The sequence below is a fragment of the Pseudomonas sp. UBA5706 genome (assembly GCF_002419965.1).
Classification (GTDB): Bacteria; Pseudomonadota; Gammaproteobacteria; order Pseudomonadales; family Pseudomonadaceae; genus Aquipseudomonas.
In genome coordinates this window covers 87561-108698 of record NZ_DIHC01000046.1, presented here as the reverse complement: position 1 = coordinate 108698, position 21138 = coordinate 87561, and the positions used below count along the sequence as shown (strand labels likewise).

At 62.2% G+C, this 21138-nt stretch carries 21 protein-coding genes; 7 read left to right on the top strand and 14 right to left on the bottom strand.

All coding sequences use genetic code 11. The features are described from left to right. Positions 1–18: 18 nt before the first annotated feature. The gene (locus tag B3I26_RS23700) at positions 19–819 is read right to left on the bottom strand and encodes an SDR family NAD(P)-dependent oxidoreductase (RefSeq protein ID WP_296261280.1); all 801 of its coding nucleotides are present in this window, start codon (positions 817–819) and stop codon (positions 19–21) included. A 124-nt stretch (positions 820–943) separates the two neighbouring features. Here B3I26_RS23700 and B3I26_RS23695 point away from each other — a divergent pair, with 124 nt between their 5' ends. Next, a complete protein-coding gene (locus B3I26_RS23695) occupies positions 944–1702 on the top strand; it encodes a DUF2889 domain-containing protein (protein WP_296261279.1) in 759 nt (252 codons plus the stop codon). 105 nt (positions 1703–1807) lie between these two features. Here the strand turns inward: B3I26_RS23695 and B3I26_RS23690 are convergent, their stop codons facing one another. The 4 genes from B3I26_RS23690 to B3I26_RS23675 all read right to left on the bottom strand — a co-directional run bounded on the left by B3I26_RS23690 (position 1808) and on the right by B3I26_RS23675 (position 5708). After that, the gene (locus B3I26_RS23690) at positions 1808–2413 is read right to left on the bottom strand and encodes an aromatic-ring-hydroxylating dioxygenase subunit beta (protein ID WP_296261278.1); all 606 of its coding nucleotides are present in this window, start codon (positions 2411–2413) and stop codon (positions 1808–1810) included. A 42-nt stretch (positions 2414–2455) separates the two neighbouring features. Beyond that, positions 2456–3865: a Rieske 2Fe-2S domain-containing protein gene (locus tag B3I26_RS23685; protein WP_296261277.1), complete on the bottom strand. Its 1410-nt coding sequence runs from the start codon at positions 3863–3865 to the stop codon at positions 2456–2458. Between the two features lie 122 nt (positions 3866–3987). Further along, positions 3988–4977, bottom strand: coding sequence for a fumarylacetoacetate hydrolase family protein (locus tag B3I26_RS23680; protein ID WP_296261276.1), 990 nt, complete (start codon positions 4975–4977; stop codon positions 3988–3990). Beyond that, positions 4974–5708, bottom strand: coding sequence for an SDR family NAD(P)-dependent oxidoreductase (locus B3I26_RS23675; protein ID WP_296261274.1), 735 nt, complete (start codon positions 5706–5708; stop codon positions 4974–4976). The genes B3I26_RS23680 and B3I26_RS23675 overlap by 4 nt, the downstream gene beginning before the upstream one ends. Positions 5709–5855: 147 nt before the next feature. On the opposite strand from B3I26_RS23675, the gene B3I26_RS23670 reads away from it, so the two are divergent. Beyond that, a complete protein-coding gene (locus B3I26_RS23670) occupies positions 5856–6254 on the top strand; it encodes a Zn-ribbon domain-containing OB-fold protein (protein WP_296261272.1) in 399 nt (132 codons plus the stop codon). Beyond that, positions 6254–7444, top strand: a complete 1191-nt coding sequence (locus B3I26_RS23665; RefSeq protein WP_296261271.1) for a thiolase family protein — start codon at positions 6254–6256, stop codon at positions 7442–7444. The genes B3I26_RS23670 and B3I26_RS23665 overlap by 1 nt, the downstream gene beginning before the upstream one ends. 31 nt (positions 7445–7475) lie before the next feature. Here the strand turns inward: B3I26_RS23665 and B3I26_RS23660 are convergent, their stop codons facing one another. From B3I26_RS23660 to B3I26_RS23635, 6 genes are all read right to left on the bottom strand, one after another. Beyond that, a complete protein-coding gene (locus tag B3I26_RS23660) occupies positions 7476–8285 on the bottom strand; it encodes an IclR family transcriptional regulator (protein WP_296261270.1) in 810 nt (269 codons plus the stop codon). Between the two features lie 99 nt (positions 8286–8384). Next, positions 8385–10007, bottom strand: coding sequence for an MFS transporter (locus B3I26_RS23655; protein ID WP_296261268.1), 1623 nt, complete (start codon positions 10005–10007; stop codon positions 8385–8387). Beyond that, the gene (locus B3I26_RS23650) at positions 10004–10885 is read right to left on the bottom strand and encodes a fumarylacetoacetate hydrolase family protein (protein WP_296261266.1); all 882 of its coding nucleotides are present in this window, start codon (positions 10883–10885) and stop codon (positions 10004–10006) included. Before B3I26_RS23650 ends, B3I26_RS23655 begins: the two co-directional genes overlap by 4 nt. Before the next feature lies 1 nt (position 10886). After that, complete coding sequence (locus tag B3I26_RS23645) at positions 10887–11828, bottom strand: VOC family protein (RefSeq protein WP_296261265.1); 942 nt, start codon at positions 11826–11828, stop codon at positions 10887–10889. A gap of 37 nt (positions 11829–11865) precedes the next feature. Then, positions 11866–12627, bottom strand: a complete 762-nt coding sequence (locus B3I26_RS23640; RefSeq protein WP_296261263.1) for an SDR family NAD(P)-dependent oxidoreductase — start codon at positions 12625–12627, stop codon at positions 11866–11868. 73 nt (positions 12628–12700) lie between these two features. Further along, positions 12701–12937 (bottom strand): ferredoxin, encoded by a 237-nt coding sequence (locus B3I26_RS23635; RefSeq protein ID WP_296261261.1) that lies wholly within the window; start codon positions 12935–12937, stop codon positions 12701–12703. Positions 12938–13316: 379 nt separating this feature from the next. On the opposite strand from B3I26_RS23635, the gene B3I26_RS23630 reads away from it, so the two are divergent. The 4 genes from B3I26_RS23630 to B3I26_RS23615 all read left to right on the top strand — a co-directional run bounded on the left by B3I26_RS23630 (position 13317) and on the right by B3I26_RS23615 (position 17103). Beyond that, positions 13317–14597 (top strand): MFS transporter, encoded by a 1281-nt coding sequence (locus B3I26_RS23630; RefSeq protein ID WP_296261260.1) that lies wholly within the window; start codon positions 13317–13319, stop codon positions 14595–14597. A gap of 62 nt (positions 14598–14659) precedes the next feature. Next, positions 14660–14980 carry a 2Fe-2S iron-sulfur cluster-binding protein gene (locus B3I26_RS23625; RefSeq protein WP_296261258.1) on the top strand — a complete coding sequence of 107 codons (321 nt, stop codon included), beginning with the start codon at positions 14660–14662 and terminating at the stop codon, positions 14978–14980. A gap of 36 nt (positions 14981–15016) precedes the next feature. Beyond that, positions 15017–16252 (top strand): NAD(P)/FAD-dependent oxidoreductase, encoded by a 1236-nt coding sequence (locus B3I26_RS23620; RefSeq protein ID WP_296261256.1) that lies wholly within the window; start codon positions 15017–15019, stop codon positions 16250–16252. Next, positions 16249–17103, top strand: coding sequence for an oxidoreductase (locus tag B3I26_RS23615; RefSeq protein WP_296261254.1), 855 nt, complete (start codon positions 16249–16251; stop codon positions 17101–17103). The genes B3I26_RS23620 and B3I26_RS23615 overlap by 4 nt, the downstream gene beginning before the upstream one ends. 15 nt (positions 17104–17118) lie before the next feature. On the opposite strand, the gene B3I26_RS23610 is transcribed toward B3I26_RS23615, so the two are convergent. From B3I26_RS23610 to B3I26_RS23600, 3 genes are all read right to left on the bottom strand, one after another. Then, positions 17119–18624, bottom strand: coding sequence for a DHA2 family efflux MFS transporter permease subunit (locus B3I26_RS23610; protein ID WP_296261252.1), 1506 nt, complete (start codon positions 18622–18624; stop codon positions 17119–17121). Next, a complete protein-coding gene (locus B3I26_RS23605; protein WP_414707665.1) occupies positions 18614–19678 on the bottom strand; it encodes an HlyD family secretion protein in 1065 nt (354 codons plus the stop codon). Before B3I26_RS23605 ends, B3I26_RS23610 begins: the two co-directional genes overlap by 11 nt. A gap of 83 nt (positions 19679–19761) precedes the next feature. Beyond that, positions 19762–21117, bottom strand: a complete 1356-nt coding sequence (locus B3I26_RS23600) for an efflux transporter outer membrane subunit (RefSeq protein WP_409522031.1) — start codon at positions 21115–21117, stop codon at positions 19762–19764. Between the last annotated feature and the right edge of the window lie 21 nt (positions 21118–21138).

The window sequence follows — 21138 nt, the reverse complement described above, 5'->3', positions numbered from 1 at the left end:
CCGCATGCCTGCGGTCGATCAGTACTCGCGCGCGGGGATGTGCGCGGGGCGCGAGTTGTAGCCTGGCAGGTGCAAACCGCCGTCCACGTGCAGGGTCTCCCCGGTGACGAAGCGAGACATCTCTGAGGCCAGAAATACCACCACCGGGCCGATGTCGTCTTCTGGCTCGCCACAACGCCCCAGAGGGCGCAGGCCGGCGGACCTTTCGGCGAACCCCGGATTCTCTTCCGCCAGCTTGTGAAACGTCGCACCCATCGCGGTCGGCGCAATCGCATTGACCCGAATATTGAAGCGTCCCCATTCCGAAGCGGCACTGCGCGTCAGCCCCACCACCGCTGATTTGGCCGTGTTGTAGTCGCCGTGCAGCCACGCACCGACTTCGGTATCGATTGAGTAAAAGTTGATGATCTTGCCGCCACCGCGCGCCTGCATGGGCGCAAACGCGGCTTTCATCGACCACCAGGCCGCCCACACCGTGGAGTTCAGCGTGCGCTCGAGCATATCGTCGGTCTTTTCTTCGAGAAGCACGTTGGGGGTCGGCGCAAAGGCGTTGTTGACCAGGATGTCCAGGCCGCCGAAGTGCTCGACCGCTGCATCCACCGCTGCCTGAATGTCCGCCTTGCAACTGACGTCGGTCTTGATGAACAAGGCTTGCGCGCCTAACGCCTTGAGCTCCTGCGCCACCGCCGCGCCACTGATCTCATCGAGTTCCGCCACTACCACGGCGGCACCCTGCCTGGCGAAGCTCAACGCCACGCCCCGCCCGATCCCCCCACCGGCGCCGGTGATCAGCGCCACTTGTTGCTGCAGCAGGCCCATAGCCGCTCCTTTTTGTTGTTGTTGGAAAGGCATTTCATCACTGTATATGTGAACATTATCCGATATAGTGTCCAAATAAAACCGATAAAAATACACGCTCAGCCAGATAAGAAGGATAAGCCGGATGAGTACGTTTCGCCGCCGCGTCGAGATCGTTTCCAGTGGCCATGCAGACGGTGGCGAAGTTCGCGCCGCCCTTGAAGACGATTTTCATCACTTCCGCGTCAGTCTGCTTCACTGGCACGGTGTGCTGACGCACATCACCGGTCAAGCCGTGAGATATCCCTACACCGCCTGTCCCGAAGCCATCGAGCCCTTACACACGCTGGTGGGCATGGCGCTGTCGCCCATCGCCCATTCGGTGACGCGCCAGACCGACGCCCGGCATCAATGCACCCACTTGCTGGATCTGGCCGGCCTGGCGCTGGCGGCGACGCTGCGGCCCGCGCAATCCAGGCGCTACGATATCCAGGTACCGCTGCGCCTGGAGGGCCGAACACGACCCATGCTGCAGTTGAATGGCGAGCCGCTGCTGGAATGGCAGGTTCAGGGCGCAATCATCGAGGGCCCGGCGCCGTTCACTGCGGTAAACATTCGCGAAGGCATGGCGCGCTGGGCACTCAATACCCTGGACCCTGAGCTTGCAGAAGCGGCGCTGCTGTTGCGGCGCTGCACTATGATCTCCGTTGGCAAGACCCACCCTCTGGATGAGCAGATTCACGCTTCCAGCACTGATCGATGCTACAGCCAGCAATCGCTGCGCGCGCCGCAGGCCTTGCGCATGAAAGGATCGACTTGGGATATCGCCAGCAACGAGGCGCTGTGCGCCACTGATCAGGTCTGGTTGAAGGAGCGCAGTCCTGCATCCTCGCAACTCTCGTGACTTGTAACTGCGGGCCTTGCTTGAACACACGCGTAAAAAAGCCCGCTGACCAAAGTCTGCGGGCTAAAGGTGCGACACAATGAACGTTTTCAGCAACCTGGACGTTTAGAGGAACACCGCCAGGTTGGGGGTGCCCAATACCGCTTGGTCAAGAATGACCTCGCGTCGGGCCAGTTTGAAACTGTCACCTTCTGCGCGCAGCAGGTCGCGACGTTCGCCACTGATGATGTCGACGTGATGGTCCTTGAAGCGGCTGCGGGTCAGCAGCAGGTAACTGGTGACGATGAACTCAGCGGCCTTGGCGGTTTTCTCGACAAATACGTTGGTCACCAGCCGCCGAGTACGCGACGGCGGATCTTCAGCCCAAGCGCTCTTGCCAGAGAGCCGCAAGATGCGACCCATGATAGAGCGGTAGTCATCGTGGTAATGCTGAACGCTGCGCACGATGGTCGTGGACAGCTCTGCGGCGGTGCGGGTGTGGCGCAACGGCACGGTGTAGATGAGGTCGGTCGCCAGGCGCGAGGCCCACTCCTGCAAGCGGATCTGATCCAGCAACGTAGCCTCTTCGTAAAGGAAGGTGACCACTTGGTTGTAGACCGGCGAGCCGACCGGCACACGCTCGATGCCCAGCGGTGAACCGGGCTGCACGTGCTCGGTGCCGCGCTGCTGTACGTCGACCGACGGTCGCTGCGCCAATTGAGTGTCAGACATGGATGTATCCCCGAATCTTATTGTTGTTGAGTGCCGGTGCGTTTACTGCGGCTCATCCACGGGCGCGGTCATCAGCTCGTGCCAGTACAGCCACCAATGCCACTGGGTGTCGTCCTTGGTGAAGCCCTCGTTGACAATGCCCGGCCCAGGCCAGCCTTGCGGCGCGCCGGTTTCGAACACGGCCTGGTACTTGAGCGTACTCTTGCGACCCATCGCGCCTTTGGCGGCAAGTGTCATGTGTGGCCAGGTGTCGGAGTCGTCCTGCTCGACCATGCCGGAGGTACCGAACAACTGAATCGTCTGCCTGAGCATTTTTTCTCGCAGTTCGGGCGGCGCGTCTTTTTCGGCGAAGATCCAGTTCACGAACTCCAGCTTGTCGGGTCCCTGTGGCACATAGGCGTGCAGGGTCATCGAACCGACCACGGTGCCGTCTGGCTGCGGGATATAAACAAAGCCAAAGAGAATGTTGGGGAACATGCCGCCGACCTGCGGAGGCATGCTGGTCAGGACCTTGAGCTGGTCCTCACTGAGATTACGCGCCAGCTGTTCGACCATTCCTGCGGTCATCCCGGCGGGCGGCAGCGCCTGAAGCTTCTGCTCGACCGTCAGCGATTCCGGGTCCAGCCCGGTCAGACGCTTGATCTTGCGCGCCAGGTCAATGCAACGCAGCGCGTGCCCATGAGGCGAGCTGATCTCGACCCCGTACATTTCAGGGCTCAGATCAGCGCTCTGGCCGTTCTCGTCCTTCTTCGCGTAGTTGCCGACCTCGCCCAGCCAGCGGTGCAGCGTCAGGGTATGGAAGCCATCGGCAGCGGATTGCTCACCGGCAGTCTTCCAGTTGGCGTTGACGATGAAGCGTTGCGGCGGACCGAGCACTTCCATGCCTTTGTCGGAACGCAGGAACAGCATGTCGTAATACCACTTGGCGTCGCCGAGAAACTCGTCGAAAGAAGGCCCGTCAACGTTCCAGGTGGCAAACACCAGCCCGCCGTACAGCGTGACCCTGGCTTTTTTCAGACCCAGCTGCTCCTTGGGCAGCATCTTGCCGTGCATGCACTCACGATCCACCGGCGAGCCGATGAAGTCACCATTGGGACGGAACGCCCAGCCGTGATAGATGCATTTATGGATCTGCGTGTTCCCGCAATCGGCAGTGCTGATGCGCATGCCGCGGTGAGGGCAGACATTGAGGGTCACATGCACCTCGCCTTCCTTGTCGCGGGCGATGATGACCGAGTCAGAGCCCAAATCACGGACCATGAAATCGCCGGAATTCGGAATCTCGGATTCATGCCCCAGCAGGACCCAGATCTTGCCGAAGATCTTTTCCATCTCGATTTCGTAGATTTCACGGTCCGACAGCACGCGCATCTGCACTTCGCGTGTAGAGGGATAGATCAGGTCAGCGACCTTGGTTCCATCAGACAGTACGGGGCTTGTTCTTGTTAGCATATTGGCCTCCAGTTCAGGGTGTCACGGCTACTACCAGCCGGTTGAATATAAGACAGAATCAAAAAGAATGTATAGGAAGTCGTTTGTCTTGCCGGCAAATGGTTCAGCGCCCGACAAAATGCTCAATGCGGGCTGCCCACTTGAGTGCGCAACACTCCGATACCCTCGACTTCCAGCTCCACCCGATCGCCGGGTTTCAAGTAACGCAACTGCTCCAGGCCACAGCCGTTACCGACGGTGCCCGAGCCCAGAAACTCGCCTGGGTACAGGGTTTCGGAGCGGGAGACATGGGCGATGACATCTTCGAACCGCCAGCGCATGTCTCCGGTGTTGCCCCGGCCCCACTCTTCGCCGTTGACCCTGGCGACCATGTTCAGGTCATAGGGATCGCCCAGCTCGTCAGCGGTGACCAGGCACGGCCCCATGATGTTGGCGGTGTCGAAGTCCTTGCTTTTGGCAGGGCCGAGCATGCCGGGCATCTCGGCGGCCTGGGCATCGCGGGCGCTCATGTCGTTGAAAATCGTGAAACCGACGATGTGCTCGCGGGCAGCGTCCCTGGAGATATCCTTGCCTTTCTTGCCGATGTAGCAGCCGAATTCCAGCTCGAAATCCAGAGCTTTGCTGAAGGAAGGCCAGAGAAATTCATCGTCGGCACCAATCACCGCAAAACGGTTGCACTTGTAATAGATGGGCTGGCGATTGAAGGTATCGATCACGCGGTCATCGGCGCGGGTGTTCATGGCCTTCAAGGCCGCTTCCGGATCATCGGTGCGCAGCGCCCGAGCGCGGCGTGCCGCCGCGAACGCCTGGCGCAGGTGCAGCTCGAAACACGAAAAGTCGCGCATCTGCGGTGGCGGCTGAATCGGCGCACGGAGCTTGACCTCATTGCGCGGAATGACACTGGCGCCTGGCGATCTGCCAAGCAGGGTGCGCGCCAGCTCCAGAGCCTGCTCGCCGCCTTCCACCAGCTTCAACACGCTGCTTAGCGCTGCGCTTTCACCGCCCTGAACGTGGCGGTGGGCCGCCTGCAGGTCGAGGACCAGGTGATCGTTATCGAACAAGGCGCCGGCGCGCTCGACGCCATCGGCGTGAGTAAAGGTGACCAGTCTCATACGCGACCACTCACGGGTAGACAGGCGCCGGTCACCGCGCTGGCCTCCTCGGACAGCAGAAAAGCGATGACCGACGCCAGCTGCGCAGGGCTCACCCAGCGGCTGAAGTCGGCGTCAGGCATGTCGCTACGATTGGTTGGCGTGTCGATGATGCTCGGCAAGACCGCATTGACCGTGATGTTGCGGTCCTTGACCTCCTCGGCCAGCGCTTCGGTCAAGCGCGCAACGCCAGCCTTGGAAGCGGCGTATGCGCCCATGCCCTGCCCTGCCTTGAGGCTCGCCTGGGCACTGACGTTGACGATGCGTCCGCTCTGCGCCGCAGATAGATGCGCAAGGACTGCCTGCGAGGCCACGACGGCGGTGCGCAGGTTCATCTGATAGAGACGGTCCCAGGTCGACAGACTACCGGCTTCGAGGGTTTCCCAGGCAAAGCCACCGGCGACATTGACCAAGCCATCGATACGCGAGAAATGCTCGGCCACCTGCGCGAAGGCCGCAGTGGCCGACTCGACCGAGGTCAGGTCGACGCCCCCCAATGACAGCACATGCCCGCTGTCGTCGACGGTGGCCTGGGTCGCTTCCGCCCGGTCCAGCAGCGCAACCCTGGCGCCACGGGAACGCAGGTGCTGACCGAGTGCCCGGCCAAGGACACCGAAGCCGCCGGTAACGACTATCACTTTTGCGTGCAACGGGGCGTCTTCAAGCACTGCGGCCTGATCAGAACTGGACATCGCTGATTCCTCTTATTGTTGTTGGCGCTGCCCTCTGCGGGGAAGCGAGGCGTGGCGATAATATAAGACACTTTTTTAAAATGTGTACAGATGATACTGTGCTCTCGTTGACTGGAATCAATAAAAACCATCCGGATCTCGACGCCAATGCCCAGAAAACTGCCTGCCCTGACTGCCGACAACCGTGCCTTCTGGCAAGGTGGCGAGCACGGTCAGTTGCTCATTCATCATTGCGACGCCTGCGCGCGCTTCTTTCATCCGCCCTCGCCCATCTGCCCGCGCTGCGCCAGTTTCGACGTCAAGCCCAAGGCCGTGTCCGGCAAAGGCTCGGTGGCCAGCTTCACGGTGAACTACCAGCAGTGGACGCCCGACCTGGACACCCCGTTCGTCGTGGCCATCATCGAGCTGCCTGAACAGGCCGACCTGCGCTTTCTCAGTAACATCATTGGCTGCGACCCGACGGCGGTCAGTATCGGCATGCCAGTGCAGGTCGCATTCGAAAACATCGAGGATGTCTGGCTTCCCCTGTTCGAGAAGGATCAATGATGTTCGATCATCGCTATGAGAAAGACGTCGCCATTACCGGCATCGGGCAGTCCGAGGTGGGCCGACCCTCCAGCAAATCGGCCATGCGCCTGACGCTGGACGCGTGCCTTGAAGCCATCGCCGACGCGGGGCTGACCCGCGAAGACATCGACGGAGTGGCCTGCTGGCCGGGGGACAACAACAATGGCGACCCGTTTTCTCCGGTCGGTCCAAGCGCGTTGAAGAGTGTGCTGGGCCTGAACGTCAACTGGTTCGGCGCCGGCTACGAAGGCCCCGGACCGCTGGCTGGGGTGATTAACGGTGCGATGGCCATCGCGGCGGGCCTGTGCAGGCATGTATTGGTGTTCCGCACCATCACCGAAGCCTCGGCCAGGGTGCACAACAAACAGGCCGGGGCCTTGAGTGCCAAGACGCAGGGCCGCGACAGCAGTCACGCCTGGCAGTGGTTCACGCCGTTCAATGTGCACTCGGGTATCAACTTGATGGCGCTGTACGCGCAGCGCCATTTCCACGAGTACGGCACCCGACCTGAACAACTGGCGCAGATTGCCATGACCTGCCGTGCCAATGCGCAGCGCAATCCCAAGGCCATTTATCGCTCGCCCATGAGCCTGGACGACTACCTGGCCTCAAGAATGATTTCCTCACCGCTGCGCATGTTCGATTGTGATGTGCACTGTGATGCTTCCACCGCCATCGTGTTATCTCGCCGCGATGTCGCCAAAGACACGCGCCAGCAACCGATTCGCATCGAGGCGATGGGCGCGGCGCTGGATCAGCCCTGGTCGTGGGACCAGATTTCCCTGACGCAGATGGCGGCGTTCGATGTCGCCCGAATGATGTGGGCGCGCACTGACTACACGCCTTCCGATGTCGGCTCGGCACAGCTGTATGACGGCTTTTCGATTCTGACCATGATCTGGATGGAGGCGCTCGGCCTGTGTCCGGAGGGAGAAAGCGGCGCATTCGTCGAAGGCGGTCAGCGCATTGCGCTGAGCGGGCAGCTGCCGATCAATACCAATGGCGGGCAGTTATCCGGCGGGCGCACGCATGGCCTGGGCTATGTGCATGAAGCCTGTCTGCAGTTATGGGGCCGCGCCGAAGGTCGTCAGACCCGGCCGCATACGGTCACGGCGGTCGCGGCCGGGGGCGGTCCACTGGGCGGCAGCCTGCTGCTCGTCAAGGACTGACACGCCCGTATCACCGCGCTGGGCAATGTGCTTAAAACAGCACCTTGCTCAGCTCGGCGCAGAACGCTACCAGCGCAGCGCCGATCTCTTCGATCCCTTCCTCATCGCGCTGCCCCCTGAACAACACGGCGGACACGGTGAAATCGATGTTGCCTGACAGCGAGTAAACCGGTGCGGCGATGGCCAGGATGCCCACCGAAAAGTAGCCGTCATCCACTGCCCAACCGCGTTCGACGGCCTGCGCCACCTCATCCCGATAGACCTCGAACGGCAACGGTCGAGCCCAGCGAATGGTCTCGAAATCTTCCTTGACCTGGGCGTCCTGCATGTCCAGTTGCGTGGCAAACAGCCGCCCGCTAGCCCCCATCAGAATGGGCAGACGCTGCCCTTCAGCCATGTCGATGCGCACGTCGGTGGGGCTGGCCGCAGAACTGACGATCACGATACGGTCTGCCCCCATGCGTCGCCACAAGGTCACGGTCACCCGCAAGCGCGCGGCCAGATCCTGCAACAGCGGCTTGGCGAAGGCCACGCGCTGGCCCTGGGTCACCAGTTGCTCGACCAGCCTGGCCAGCCCAAGCCCTGCCGAATAGCGCTTGGACAGCGGATTGAAATCGACAACGTCTTCCATGACCAACGTGCGCAGGATATTGAAACAGGTGCTGGGGTTGATCCCCAGAATGCGCGCCAGGTCCACGGAACGCTCGGGGGTTCCGGCCTGACTGAGGTGGCGTAGGATGCGGATGGCATTTGAGACCGGTTTGACACTGACCGCGCCCTTTTGATTTTCGGGCGCTTCAGGGGACTGTGGAGCGGTGCTGTCGGTGTTGGCGCGAGGCATCGGGAATACCGGTGAGGCGAGCGATGCGGCATTCTAACCTGAGAACGGCAGTCTGTTTGAAGTTTAATATGGAAACCGAAACTTTGTTTTCGCCGGCAGTCAAGGTGGCTGGTGAATGTAACGTCGCTGAGGCCTGGCACCGCAGCGATAGAGGCTCAAACTGGCCTCCAGGGCGTGATCGGCCTGGGTGATGCGCGACTCCTGACGCAAATAATCCAGCCAGGACTCGACGATGAAGCGCTCGACGAAGTGATCGTGTTCATCCAGGTCGTGATAGAGCCGCCAGTTCTTCGCCCCGTTGCGACGCCGGGACTGGCCCACCGCATAGGCAATTTCGATGAAATGCGCGCGGTCGGCTGGAACGACCCGGTAGGCCAGTTCAATGGAAACGGGCCCGGCTCCGGGGATCGACTCTTGCGGGAGCAACAGCCGGTCAGTGGGCTGGATCACCATGGCGTAGTCGGCTTCCTGCCCCAGCGCCAGCTTGCCGTTGCGCGTCAACAGCAGCCCGAGCACCAGCGTCAACGCCGCCAGCATCAAGCTGTGTTGCAAGCCGAAGTATTGTGCCAAAGCACCCCAGATGGCGCCGCCAATGGCCATCGCACCCATGAGCATCAGCAGGTACATCGAAGCGACCCGGGCCCGAACCCAGTTCGCCGCACAGGTCTGGACCACTGTCGAAATGGTCGCATTGACCGCCATCCAGGACATCCCCGCGATCATCAACGTGGCGCACACCGCCACGCGGCTGTGGGAGAGTGCCGCCGTCAGTGTCGCCAGGGCGAAACCCAGCGTGCCCGCGGTGATCAGCACGCGCAATGTGAAACGCCGATAAAGCTTGGTGAGGTTGAACGCGCCGATCACCGCTCCAGCGCCGAGAAACCCCATCAACAGCCCGTACCCGCCCGCCTCCATACCCAGCTCATGCTTGGCCACCAACGGCATCAGTGCCCACAACGCGCTGGCACTAAAGGTAAAAACGAAGACCTCCTTCAAGGCGCTGACCAGTACCGAGGAATGGCGGATGTAGCGCACGCCGCTGCGCAGCCCTGTGGCGAAGTTCTCCGAGGGCAGCCCCTGCGGGACGTGGCGTGGCGTGAAAATCGCCACCAGCGCGATGACCAGCGCCAGGCTGATGGTGATGGTCATGAACACCGACGCGGCATTCCAGTAGGCGATCAATCCTCCGGCGATGGCGGGGCCCAGTGCCCGCGCAGCGTTGGTGGAAATGCCGTTGAGAGACACCGCCGCCGGAACCTGATCACGGGACAGCACCGAGACGATGGTTACCATCCACGCCGACATGCTGAGCGCGCTGCCGGTGCCCAATAGAAAGGTAAATAACAGCAGCGACCAGTCGGTCAGCAAGTTGGCATAAGACAAACCGCTCAGAGACACGGCGGCGATGAGCATGATGCCCTGAGTCAGCATCAACCATTTGCGCCGGTCAACCAGGTCAGCAATGACTCCTCCGGGCAAACCGAACAGGAAGGCGGGTAACGAAATCGCCGTCTGTACCAGTGACACCATCAGCGGCGAGGTGGACAGCAGCGTCATGATCCAGGCCGCACTCACCGTCTGCATCCAGATGGCCAGATTGACCATCGCACCGGCGCACCAAAGCCAGCGAAAGCTGCGATTGGCCAGCGGCGACCAGGCAGAGGTCGGCTGAGCATTGCCAGCCATTCGCCTGACCTCGGGCTTCTCGGACACCTCGCTCATGGCAGCACGGGCCAGCCTAGCCTGCCTGCGGAACGGGCAGTCGGCAGAATGCGCGGCTCGCTCACGCGATTGCTCAGGCGACCGATGCCTTCGATACAGGCGTCGACCTGGTCGCCCGGTTGCAGAAAGCGCCCGTCTTCCAGGCCCACGCCGTGGGTAGAGCCGGTGAACAGCAGGTCACCCGGTTGCAGGGTGATTCTGGCGTCGACAAAATCGAGCAACTCGTCGACGGGAAACAGCATTTGCCGGGTGTTATCGAACTGGCGCCGTTCGTCGTTGACCTTAAGCTCGATGTCCAGCTGCGGTTGTCCGCCAGCGAACTCGTCGAGAGTGACGATCCACGGCCCGACCGGCGTGGTGCGGTCCATCGCCTTCTGGGTCAGCAGATCCAGGCGGGCAATACGCTTGCCGGCATCGCGTGCGCTGATGTCATTGCCACAGGTGTAGCCCAGCAGGCAGGCGCTGGCGTGGGGCTCATCGCCCAGCGCTCTGGCGACGACGGCGACCAGTTCGACTTCATAGTCCAGCTGCGCGGTCAACGCCGGATACTGGATGTCATCGTTGGCACCTACCAACGCCGAGGCCGGCTTGATGTAGCCCAGCGGGTGCTCCGGCGCGTCGCTGCCCAGGCGCTGCAGATGACTGAGGTAATTGAGCCCTACGCCAAAGACCCGCGCGCCGGGCTCAAGCGGCGCCAGGATGCGGCACTGCTCCAGCATAATGCCGACCTTGTCCAGACTCAGAGCTTCAATGCCCTGGGTCGCTAGCGTGGGCGCCCACTGCGCGAACGGCGCACGAATGCGCTGCAGGCAGGTCGCTTCCAAATCGAGCAAGCCCCAGAAGCTTTCGTTGCGGTGCTCGACCCGGATCAGCCGCATCTTAGCGCTTGCTCGCCAGGTATTCCGGGTCCAGCACCTCTTCAGGGGTCTTGACGCTCGGCCCCAGGATCGGACCTACCATCTCATGCCCCCACAGGCTCAGGCACTCGGGATTGAGCTCGAACGGATCGCCTTGCCAGGGTTCGATCTCGGCAATGGTTTCAATTGCAAAACCGGACGGGGTGAAGTGATAGAACGACAGGTGCGGATCCTGTGTGTGCTGACCCAGGGTCATCATCATTGGCAATTGACGCTTTTTCACGATGTCGTAGGTTTCACCGACGTCACGAATGCTGTTAACGAACAAACCAACGTGCTGCACACCCATGCGTCCGGCGCCGTGACCGTAGGCAATGTCATGGCTGGTGTGATGATTGAGTTTGGAGCGGAAAAAGCCGGTACGCCCCTTGCCGGCGCCGGCACCGTACCAGTGGAAGCCCATGACCCGGGTCAGGAAATCCTCCAGCTCATCGGTGTACTCGGGGGTGATGACCACCACGTGGCCGGCACCGCGTTCGTCGGCATGAAAGCCGCCGTGGGGGCGACCTGGCAGGAATGAACGCGGGGTCCACTTCTGGCCGTAAAACAACTCGTGCTGATAGCCGACCGGGTCGCGGAAACGAATCAATTCGCGCACGCCGCGTTGCTCGCACAGGGCCGCATCGCCGCGGGTGACCTCTACGTTGTTGGCTTCGAAGGTTTTGATCGCGGCGTCGAACGCCTGCCGGCCCATCGCCTCCCAGCCGATGTAGGCCAGGCGGTCGACCGGGCCGGGGTGAAAGGCGAAGCGATGGCGGCGGTCGTCGATCTTGAAATACAGCGACTGACTGTCGCTGGCGGGTGAAGGCGCAATGCCAAAACCCATGACCTGCGGCCCGTATTCGCGCCAGGCGTCCAGGCTTGGGGTTTCGAAACCCAGGTAACCAATACCGATGATGTCCATGTGAGTGCACCTATTGTTCTTGTTGGGTGGGCATTGCTCAGACAGCCAACAGGCCGCCGTCGATGACGATGTCCGAACCGGTGATGAAGGAAGCCTCGGCGGAAGCGACGAACAACGCCATGGCCACCACCTCCTCCGGCTCTCCCGGTCGGTCCATCAGCACGCCGTCGAGCAGCGCTGCGCGCACCTTGGGGTTTTCCATGAACGCTGCAGTGCCTGGCGTTGCGATGAAACCGGGGCTGATGCTGACCGCGCGGATGCCCACCGGCGCGCCTTCCACGGCCAGTTGACGGGTAAAGGCAATGACTGCGCCCTTGGCCGCAGCGTGGGCGCTGATGCCTGCGACCTTGGACCCGCCCCAGCCGGCCGTGGACGAGATATTGATGATCACCCCACGCTGTTCGGCCAAGTGATCCCAGGCGTACTTGGTGGTGTAGAACAGCAGATCGATTTCATTGCGCATCGTGAACTGCCAGTCCTCGATGGACAGCGTGTTCACCGGACCGAATTTCGCAGCCGAGGCGTTGTTGTACAGCACGTCGATACGGCCATGCTCGGCCACTGCGGCGTCTATCCAGGCTTTGGCTTGAGCAGGATCACCCAGATCGACCGGTGCGGATCCCGACAACTGCAAGCCTTCACCGGCCAGCAACGCGGCTGTTTCTTCGTGAGCATTGGCGTTGGTGTCGCAGCCCACGACGATGGCGCCTTCGCGGGCAAATCGCAGTGCCGCGACACGGCCCTGCCCACCACCGGTGCCGGTGATCAGCACCACTTTGTTCTGCAAACGACCTGTCATCCTGTGATTCTCCCGAAATGTGCGCAAAACGGTTGTGAAACTGCCGTTGCCAATGGCGACGGCAGGCTAGCTTTCAGGCAGCGTTTTCGGGAGTATCGAGGGGTTCCAGCCAGATGGCCTCGGCTGGACAGGCAGCGGCGCCTTCGCGCGCCTCCTCTTCAAGCTCGGGGGGCACCCGATCATCGTCCAGGTAGACCAGACCATCGTCATCAAGCTTGTAAAGGCTGGGGCACACGGCTGCGCACAGGCCATAGCCGCAGCAACGCGAACGGTCGGCGACCACTTTGAATTGCGCTTTGTCTGAACTCATTTCTTGTCTCCCTTGTAGGTTCAGTTCGGCCAATAATGAACACTTTCTATCCATGTGTAAATATTTCATCGCAGACGCCAGACTCCTGGCGAGAAAGCGCCTGTGAGAGCCCGAGTTTGACTGCGCGTGCCTCATTTCCCTACTGCTCCGCATTTCTACAGATGCGACTGACAACACCTGACTTCCTTATATTTGTGAACATATATTCGATTTATGTCTATTATTTCGTCGACCAGACGCGTCGGCCGGCTGGACAGCCCCCGCGACCTGCCATATTCTCGTTTGCGTATTTGATTCTTGCTTGAGAACGCCTACAACGTTCTTCGAATTGACACCGCTACACCGTTTGGCTCAACAAAACCTATAAGGAAGCCAATTCATGACCCCTTCGAAAAACGAAGCGGCAATCGATTTCACCGAATTTCGAAGTGCCTGGAGAATCCTCATTTTGTCGCTGGCCGGCGTCGCGGTCAGCATCAACGCCGCGTTGCTCTATGGCTTCGGTACGCTTGTGGTGCCGCTGAATCAGGCATTCGGCTGGACCAAGCCGGAATTGCAGGCGTGCATCACCTTTCTGTTCGGCGGCGCGGTCATTTCCTTGCAACTGGTCGGCTGGTTCAACCTGCGTTATGGCATCAAGCGGGTGACCGTGGTCTCGCTGCTGTTGCTGGTGCTCGGTTATTTGGCGACCACCCAATTGACTCCCTCGATCTGGTCGATGTACCTGGCATTCGCGTTGTTGCCGATCGTGGGCATGGGCACGCTGGCGGTGACCTGGACGCAGCTGTTGAGCCTCTGGTACGAGCGCAACCGTGGCCTGGCGCTGGCCATCGGCCTCTCAGGCACTGGTCTGACCGCGGCCATCGTTCCCCGCTTGATGACCTGGGGCATTGAACAGTGGGACTGGCGTGCGGCGTTCATCATCCTTGCTGTTCTTAATATGGTGGTGCTGCTGCCGCTGACCCTGCTGTGGTTCCGTCTGCCCGAGGTCGTCGGCAGCACTGCGACCCGCAGCGATCGCACCGGGGATGATCTGCTTCTGGCCCTGCCGGGCATGAATTTTCGCCAAGGCATGCGCTCGGGCAAGTTCTGGATCTGCAACCTGGCGCTGTCGCTGGTGGTGTCGTCGGTGGTCGGGATGGTCACCAGTACCATTCCGCTGCTGCAGTCCAAAGGCCTCAGCGCGGCTGATGCCGGGTTGATCTTCAGCGGTTTCGGCATCTCCCTTATCGTCGGCCGGATGCTGATCGGCTACCTGCTCGACCGCCTCTGGCCACCCGCTGTGGCCGCCGCCAGCCTGATGATGCCCGCTGTGGGCTGCATGATTTACCTGGGTGGAACCACCGATTTCCAGATGCTGCTGATGGCTGCGATGCTGGTAGGCTTCGGCGCGGGTGCCGAGTTCGACATCGCGGCGTTCCTGGTGGCGCGCTATTTCGGTCTGCGTGAGTACGGCCGTCTGTTTGGCGTGCATCAGGGCCTCAATACCGTGGCCTCGGCCCTGGCCCCGCTGCTGTTCGCCTTCATGCTTAGTCGCAGCGGCGATTATTCGGCGATGCTGGTCTATTGCATGGTCTGCTGTCTGATCGGCCCATTGCTGTTGCTCATGCTGGGCCGCGCACCGCGCTTCCACGGCGCATCCGTGGCAGCCTCCACCTGAGCGCCTGGCGCGGTGCACCCGCGGCAACGCCTTACCCACAACAAAAACAAGAGGAAATCCCTATGCCAGTTCTGACCCTGATCGAATTCAACGGCACCGAGCATCGCGTCAATGCAAACGTTGGCCAGTCGGTGATGCAGGCCGCCAATTTCGCCAGCGTGCCCGGCCTGCAGGCCGATTGCGGCGGCGCGTGCAGCTGTGCCACCTGCCACGCCTTCGTCGACGACGCCTGGCTGGCACGCGTGCCGGCCGCCGAAGAGGCCGAATCGGACATGCTCGAATACGCCTGTGGCCGCAGCGACAACAGCCGCCTGACCTGTCAGTTGATCGTCAGCGACGCGCTGGACGGTCTGGTCCTGCGTTTGCCGCAATCCCAGTACTGAGCCTGACGCTCATCGGACCCAGTCGAAGGAGTTTTCATGTCACTGTCCTCAATCGTGATCGTCGGCGCAGGTCAGGCGGGTTATCAGGTCGCCGCGTCGCTGCGCCAGGAAGGCCATACCGGGCGTATTGTCCTGATCGGCGACGAGCCCGGCCTGCCCTACCAGCGTCCGCCGTTGTCCAAGGCCTACCTGCTCGGCAAGATTGCCGAAACTGCGCTGCTGTTCCGCCCGGCAGATTATTTCGCCACCCAGAACATCGAGTTGCTGCATGACCAGGCGAGCGCCATCGACAGGCTCAACCGGCGGGTGCTCTTGGCCTCCGGCGACGTCGTGAACTACGACCATCTGGTGCTGGCCACCGGCGCGCACAACCGTCCGCTGGCGGTACCGGGGGCGCAGTTGGAAGGTGTGTTCGGCATCAAGACCAAGCTGCACGCCGATACCCTCGCGCCTCTGGTGCATCAGGCGCGCAATGTCGTGGTGGTCGGCGCCGGCTTCATTGGCCTGGAGTTCGCCGCGGTCGCTGCCGCCCTGGGAGCGAACGTGCACGTGCTTGAGTTGGGCGATCGTCCAATGGCGCGTGCGGTATCGCGGGAAATGTCCGAGGTGTTTCGCAAGGCCCATGAGGGCTGGGGCGTGCATTTCGATTTTCGCCAGGGCCTGGCCGCCATCGAAGGCGATAACGACAGGGTCTGCGCCGTGACCACCAGCGACGGTAAGCGGCTGCCGGCGGACCTGGTGGTGTTCGGCATCGGCGTGATCGCCAACGTGCAAATCGCTACCGAGGCCGGGCTGGACATCGAGAACGGCATCAAGGTCGACGCCCACCTGCTGACCAGCGACCCGCAGATTTCCGCCCTGGGCGACGTGGCCTGCTTCCCGTGCCTGCATAACGATCAGCAGCCGATTCGGCTGGAGTCGGTGCAGAACGCTATCGATCAGGCGCGCTGCATCGCCGCGCGGCTGATGGGCAAGCCCGCTGCGTACGAGGCCCTGCCGTGGTTCTGGACCGATCAGGGCCCGCTCAAGTTACAAATCGCCGGGCTGTCTACTGGCTATGACAGCAGCGTTATCGTTGGCTCGCCGGAAACCTCGCAGCTGTCGGTACTGTGTTTCCGCGATGATCAATTGATCGCCGTGGAGTCCTGCAATCGGCCGGGCGATCACATGGCGGCGCGCAAGATCCTGGCTCGCGCCCCCCAGCTGACGGCGGCACAAGCGGCAGAACCGGGGTTTGAACTCAAGGCATGGGAAGCGGCCAATCGACCATGAATAAAGTCTGGATGATAACCGGGGCTTCAAGGGGATTAGGCGCGCACATCGCTCAGGCGGCGTTATCGGCGGGCGACCGGATCGTGGTCACTGCGCGCAACCTGCGTGCCCTGGACAACCTGTTTACCGACGACCCCGACCGGGTGCTCAAACAGGCGCTGGACGTCACCGACCAAGCCCAGGCCAGTGCGGTGGTGGACGCGGCCCTGACCCGCTTCGGCGCGATTGACGTACTGGTCAACAACGCTGGCTACGGTCAGCTCGGCCCTTTTGAAACCAACACCCAGGCTGACGTCGAGCGGCAGTTCCAGACCAACGTCTTCGGCGTCTTCAACCTGTGCCGGGCGGTGCTGCCGCTGATGCGTACCCAGCGTCGCGGTCATGTGTTCAACCTGTCTTCGGTGGGCGGACTGATCGGCATGGGCGGCGCTTCCTTATACAGCGCCTCAAAGTTCGCGGTTGAAGGCTTCAGTGAAGCATTGGCTCAGGAAGTCGCCGGTTACGGTATTCGCGTCACGCTGGTGGAGCCCGGGGTATTCCGCACTGATTTCCTCGACAGCAGCTCGCTGGCGTTCGGCAGTGTGCAGGTCGCCGACTACGCGGCGCTGGTAGATAAACTTCAGGCCTCTTGCGCCGCTGGCAATCACCAGCAAGCGGGAGACCCGGCGAAACTGGGCCACGCCCTGGTGACGCTGGCCAACAGCGAAGCACCGCCTTTGCGTTTTCTGGCCGGCAGTGACGCCTACACTCAGGTCAGCGCAAAGCTGGCGCGCATGGGCACTGAAATCGAACGCTGGCAGACACTGTCCTGCTCGACCGACGGTGACTGGACCACCGGCACCGAGAACTGAGTCCGGCCAACGCGATCACCGCTGGCGCATCATCGCGGTCGCCAGCGCACACCCCGCCAATGCCAGGCAGGCCAGGTAAAACGCATCGCTGTACGCCAACAAATACGCTTCGCGCCTGATGGTTATGGCCAGTGCGCCGAGGGCTTGCTGTTGCGCGGGCAGCCAGGTATGCACCACCTGGCCCAGGCGCTCCTGCACGCCAGGGGAAAAGACGTTGACATGCTCGCTCAGACGCTCGGAATGAAAGCGCTCGCGCATCGCCACGATCTGGGTCAGCGCTGCCGTACCGACAGCCCCGCCCAGATTACGCAGCATGGAGAACAACGCCGAAGCCGCCCCTGCCTCGCTTTTTTCCAGCCCGGCGACCGCCAGAACCGACAGCGCCACCATGATCAAGGGCTGTCCCATGCCGCGCACCACGGTGGAGGGAATGATCACGTTGGCTGCGCTGTCAGCGTTCAGGTGCGCGCCCAGCCAGCACCCCAGGGCCATGATCGCGAAACCGCTGGCCACCATTATCTTGGGGCTGGTCCAGCGCATCAGGCGCGGCATCAGAGGCGCCAACAACAACTGCACCATGCCGTAGGCGATCAGCGTGATGCCGATCTCGCCTGCGTTGTAGTGCTGCAGAAACGACAAATAGTTGGGCACCAGAAACACCAGCCCGTACGTAGCGGCGCCGAAGGTGAACATGGCCATACTGGCGACGCCAAAATTGTAGCGCCGCAGCAGTCGCAGGTTGATAAAGGCACGCGAGCCATACAACTGCGCCAGCACGAACGCGCTCAGCGCGACGCCAGCGACGATCGACATGCCAAGGATGTAGCTGGAGCCGAACCAGTCCTTGCGTCCGCCCTCTTCGAGCACGATCTGCAGACTGCCCAGGCCGATGACCATGGCGCTGATACCGAACCAGTCGGCGCGCTGCAACAGTTCGAGTTTCATCGGCTTGGCGTCGATGGACCAGGCGATGGCCATGAGCAGCGCGATCCCCGGAATCAACTGCAGGTAAAAGATCCAGCGCCAGGAATAGGTGTCGGTCAGCCAACCACCAATCGAGGGCCCCGCCGCCTGCGCGACACTGTTGGCCAGGCTGAACAGCGCCATGCCCAGCGCCATTTTCGCGGGCGGCAACTCGGTAATGATCAGTTGGAAAGACAGCGGGATGAGCACCGCGCCGGCGGCTCCCTGGATCACCCGCATGACGATCATCGCTTGCAGGTTCGGTGCCCAGGAACAGGCGACAGAGGCCAGCAAAAAAATGAACGAGCCGAGCCACATCACGCGCCGCATCGAAAACACTTCGACCAGCCAGGCGGTCAGCGGGATCATCACGATTTCGGCCACCAGGTACGCGGTGGATATCCACGAACCTTCCTCGAACGTGGCCCCTAGCGACCCCTCGATTTCCGGGAGCGCGGCACTGGTGACGTGCACGTTCATGCCCGCCATGAAACAGCCGAACAGGCCACCGATCACCGCGACCCAGGCACGCTTGGTGACGGCGAACTCATTGCTCATCGGTGCCTGCCTCCCGGCGGGTGTCGACCGTGGTGGTGACGGACATGCCCGGCAGCACCCGCACCGCCTGCGGCTCGTCCAGGACGATCCGCACGGCGAAGCGCTGGACGATCTTGGTGAAGTTGCCAGTGGCGTTGTCCGAGGGCAGCAAGGCAAACACATTGCCTGAGCCCGGGGAGAAACTGGCCACGTGGCCATGCAGCGGCTGGTCAGGGAAACTGTCGACATCAATGGTCGCGGGCTGACCGGGCAGCATGTGCGTCAACTGGGTTTCCTTGTAGTTGGCCACCACATAGGTCTGGTGCACCGGCACCACCGCCAGCATCGGCTGGCCGGGGACTACGTATTGACCGCTGCGCACCTGCCGCTGGCCGATTACCCCATCGACCGGAGCGCGAATGACGGTGTCTTGCCGATTCTGCTGCGCCAGCGTGCGCCGAGCCAAAGCGCTGGCCTGGGCAGCCGCCCGCGCTTTGATCTGTATGTCAGCCAATCGAGACTGCGCTTGCGTCACTGCCAGCAGCGCCTGTTGCTCGCGCAACCGCGCCTGGGCGCCCTGCAGCGCCGCGTGTGCCTGCTGCGCCTGGGCATCGGCGGTTTCCAGGCGCTGTTGGGTGGCGGCATTGTCCCGTATCAGACCCCGGTAGCGCTGCACATCCAATTGGCTGCGACGGTCTTCGGCGCTCGCACTTTGCACGGCAGCCAGGGCCTGGGCGATAGCCTCGCGTTGTTGGTCGACACGCTCGGCGGCCACTTGCTGGCGGGCTTGCGCAGCCAGCAGCGCACCCTCGGCCTCAGCGACCACAGCCTGGGCCTGTTCATAGAATGCCTGGTAGTCGCGGCTTTCCAGACGTACCAGTACATCGCCCGCCTTGACGGGCTGATCGTCGGTCACCTCTACCTGTGCGACATAGCCGCTGACCCGCGCACTGACCGCCACCCAGTCGGCGCGCACATACGCATCGTCGGTGGTCTGCAAATACTGCCCACTGACGAACCAATAAAAACCCCACGCCACGATGCCCAGAACGGCCAGGCAAGCGCTGCCTAGCATCCACCAGCGCTGGCGGCTCGGGCGGGGATCGGAGCGCGGCGCAGTGCCCGGGCCGACGGCAGGATCTTTTTCCACAGCAATGTTCATGGCGGGTTCCCGGCGACGTGAATGAGAGACGCAGGCGACGCCGCGTCCAGTCGGGCGTCGCTCTGCCAGCTGCCGCCCAAGGCTTTGAACAGGTTGATCTCGCTAAGGGCAAGACGCCCCTGCGCATCGATTGTGCGAGCGCGGACGGCAATCAGATCGCGCTCGCTGTCGAGCAGTGCGAGGCCATCCACGCTCCCGGCGCGCAGGCCATCCTCGGCAAGTTCGTAGCTGCGCTGGCTTTGCTGCAAGGCCAGGCTTAACGCCTGCTGGCGCTGGCGCTCGCCGTCATACAGTGCCAATGCCTGACGCACGTCTTTCAAGGCAGCCAGCACCACGCTGTGGAAGGTCGCCTGTTGGCTCACTGCCAGCGCCTGAGCCTTGCCGACCCGGGCACGATTGGCGTGCAGATTGGGGAATTGCCAGCTGATCAAAGGCCCAATGCCGAACATCACTGCATGGCTGTCCCCCAACCCGTTGAGCCGATGGCTGGACGAGGTCAGCGAAGCGCCGAAGCTGACCTTCGGATAAAGGTCGGCCTTGACGATATCGACTTCCAGAAGGCTCGCCGACAGTTCGCGCTCGGCCTGGCGCACATCGGGGCGCTGCTGCAGCAGGTGCCAACCGTCACCGCCGGGCAGTGGCCTGTTAAGCGTGGGGATGGTCTGACAGGCTGCGGAGTCGGCGTCCGAGGGCGCATCGGACTGGCCGCTGAGCATCGTCAGTTCGTACCGCGCCATGCGCTGATGTGCTTGGAGCAGGGGTAATTCGGCGCTGACCTGCTCACGCAGGCTTCGCAGGCGCGCGCTGTCGAGCTCAGTGGCAATCCCGGCTTGCCGCTGGCGCTCGCTCAACGCCACGCTGCGGTCCAGGGTCTGCAAGGAGCGTCGGGTCACTTCGAGGCGCGCCCCCATCGTGCATTGCTCGATATACGCGCGGCTGGTTTGGCTTGCCACGTTGATGCGCAGCAGGTCATAGGCTTCGCTGGCTGCCTCGGCCTGCATCTGGGCACGCGTTATCGCATTGCGCACCTGCCCCCAGACGTCCAGCTGGTACGCCAGCTCCGCACCGGGATTGAATTCCCACTGCGCAGGCGCCTGCCGATCGCGGGCCTGGGCCAGTGTCTGGTCATCGGCGGTCCTGCCGTACACCGCTGCCACGCCCAGCGAGGTCGCCGGCCAGCGCTGGCTTTCGAATTCGCCAATGCCGGCGAGCATGGCCTGCACGTTGGCCTGAGCGGCGGCCAGGTCCTGGTTGTGCGCCAAGGCTTGCTGGACCCAGTGATTCAGTGTCGGGTCCTCATACAATTGCCACCAGCGGACCGGCAGCGGCTGATGGCTGACGCCCTCCGGCAGCGACAGCAACGGATTGACCAT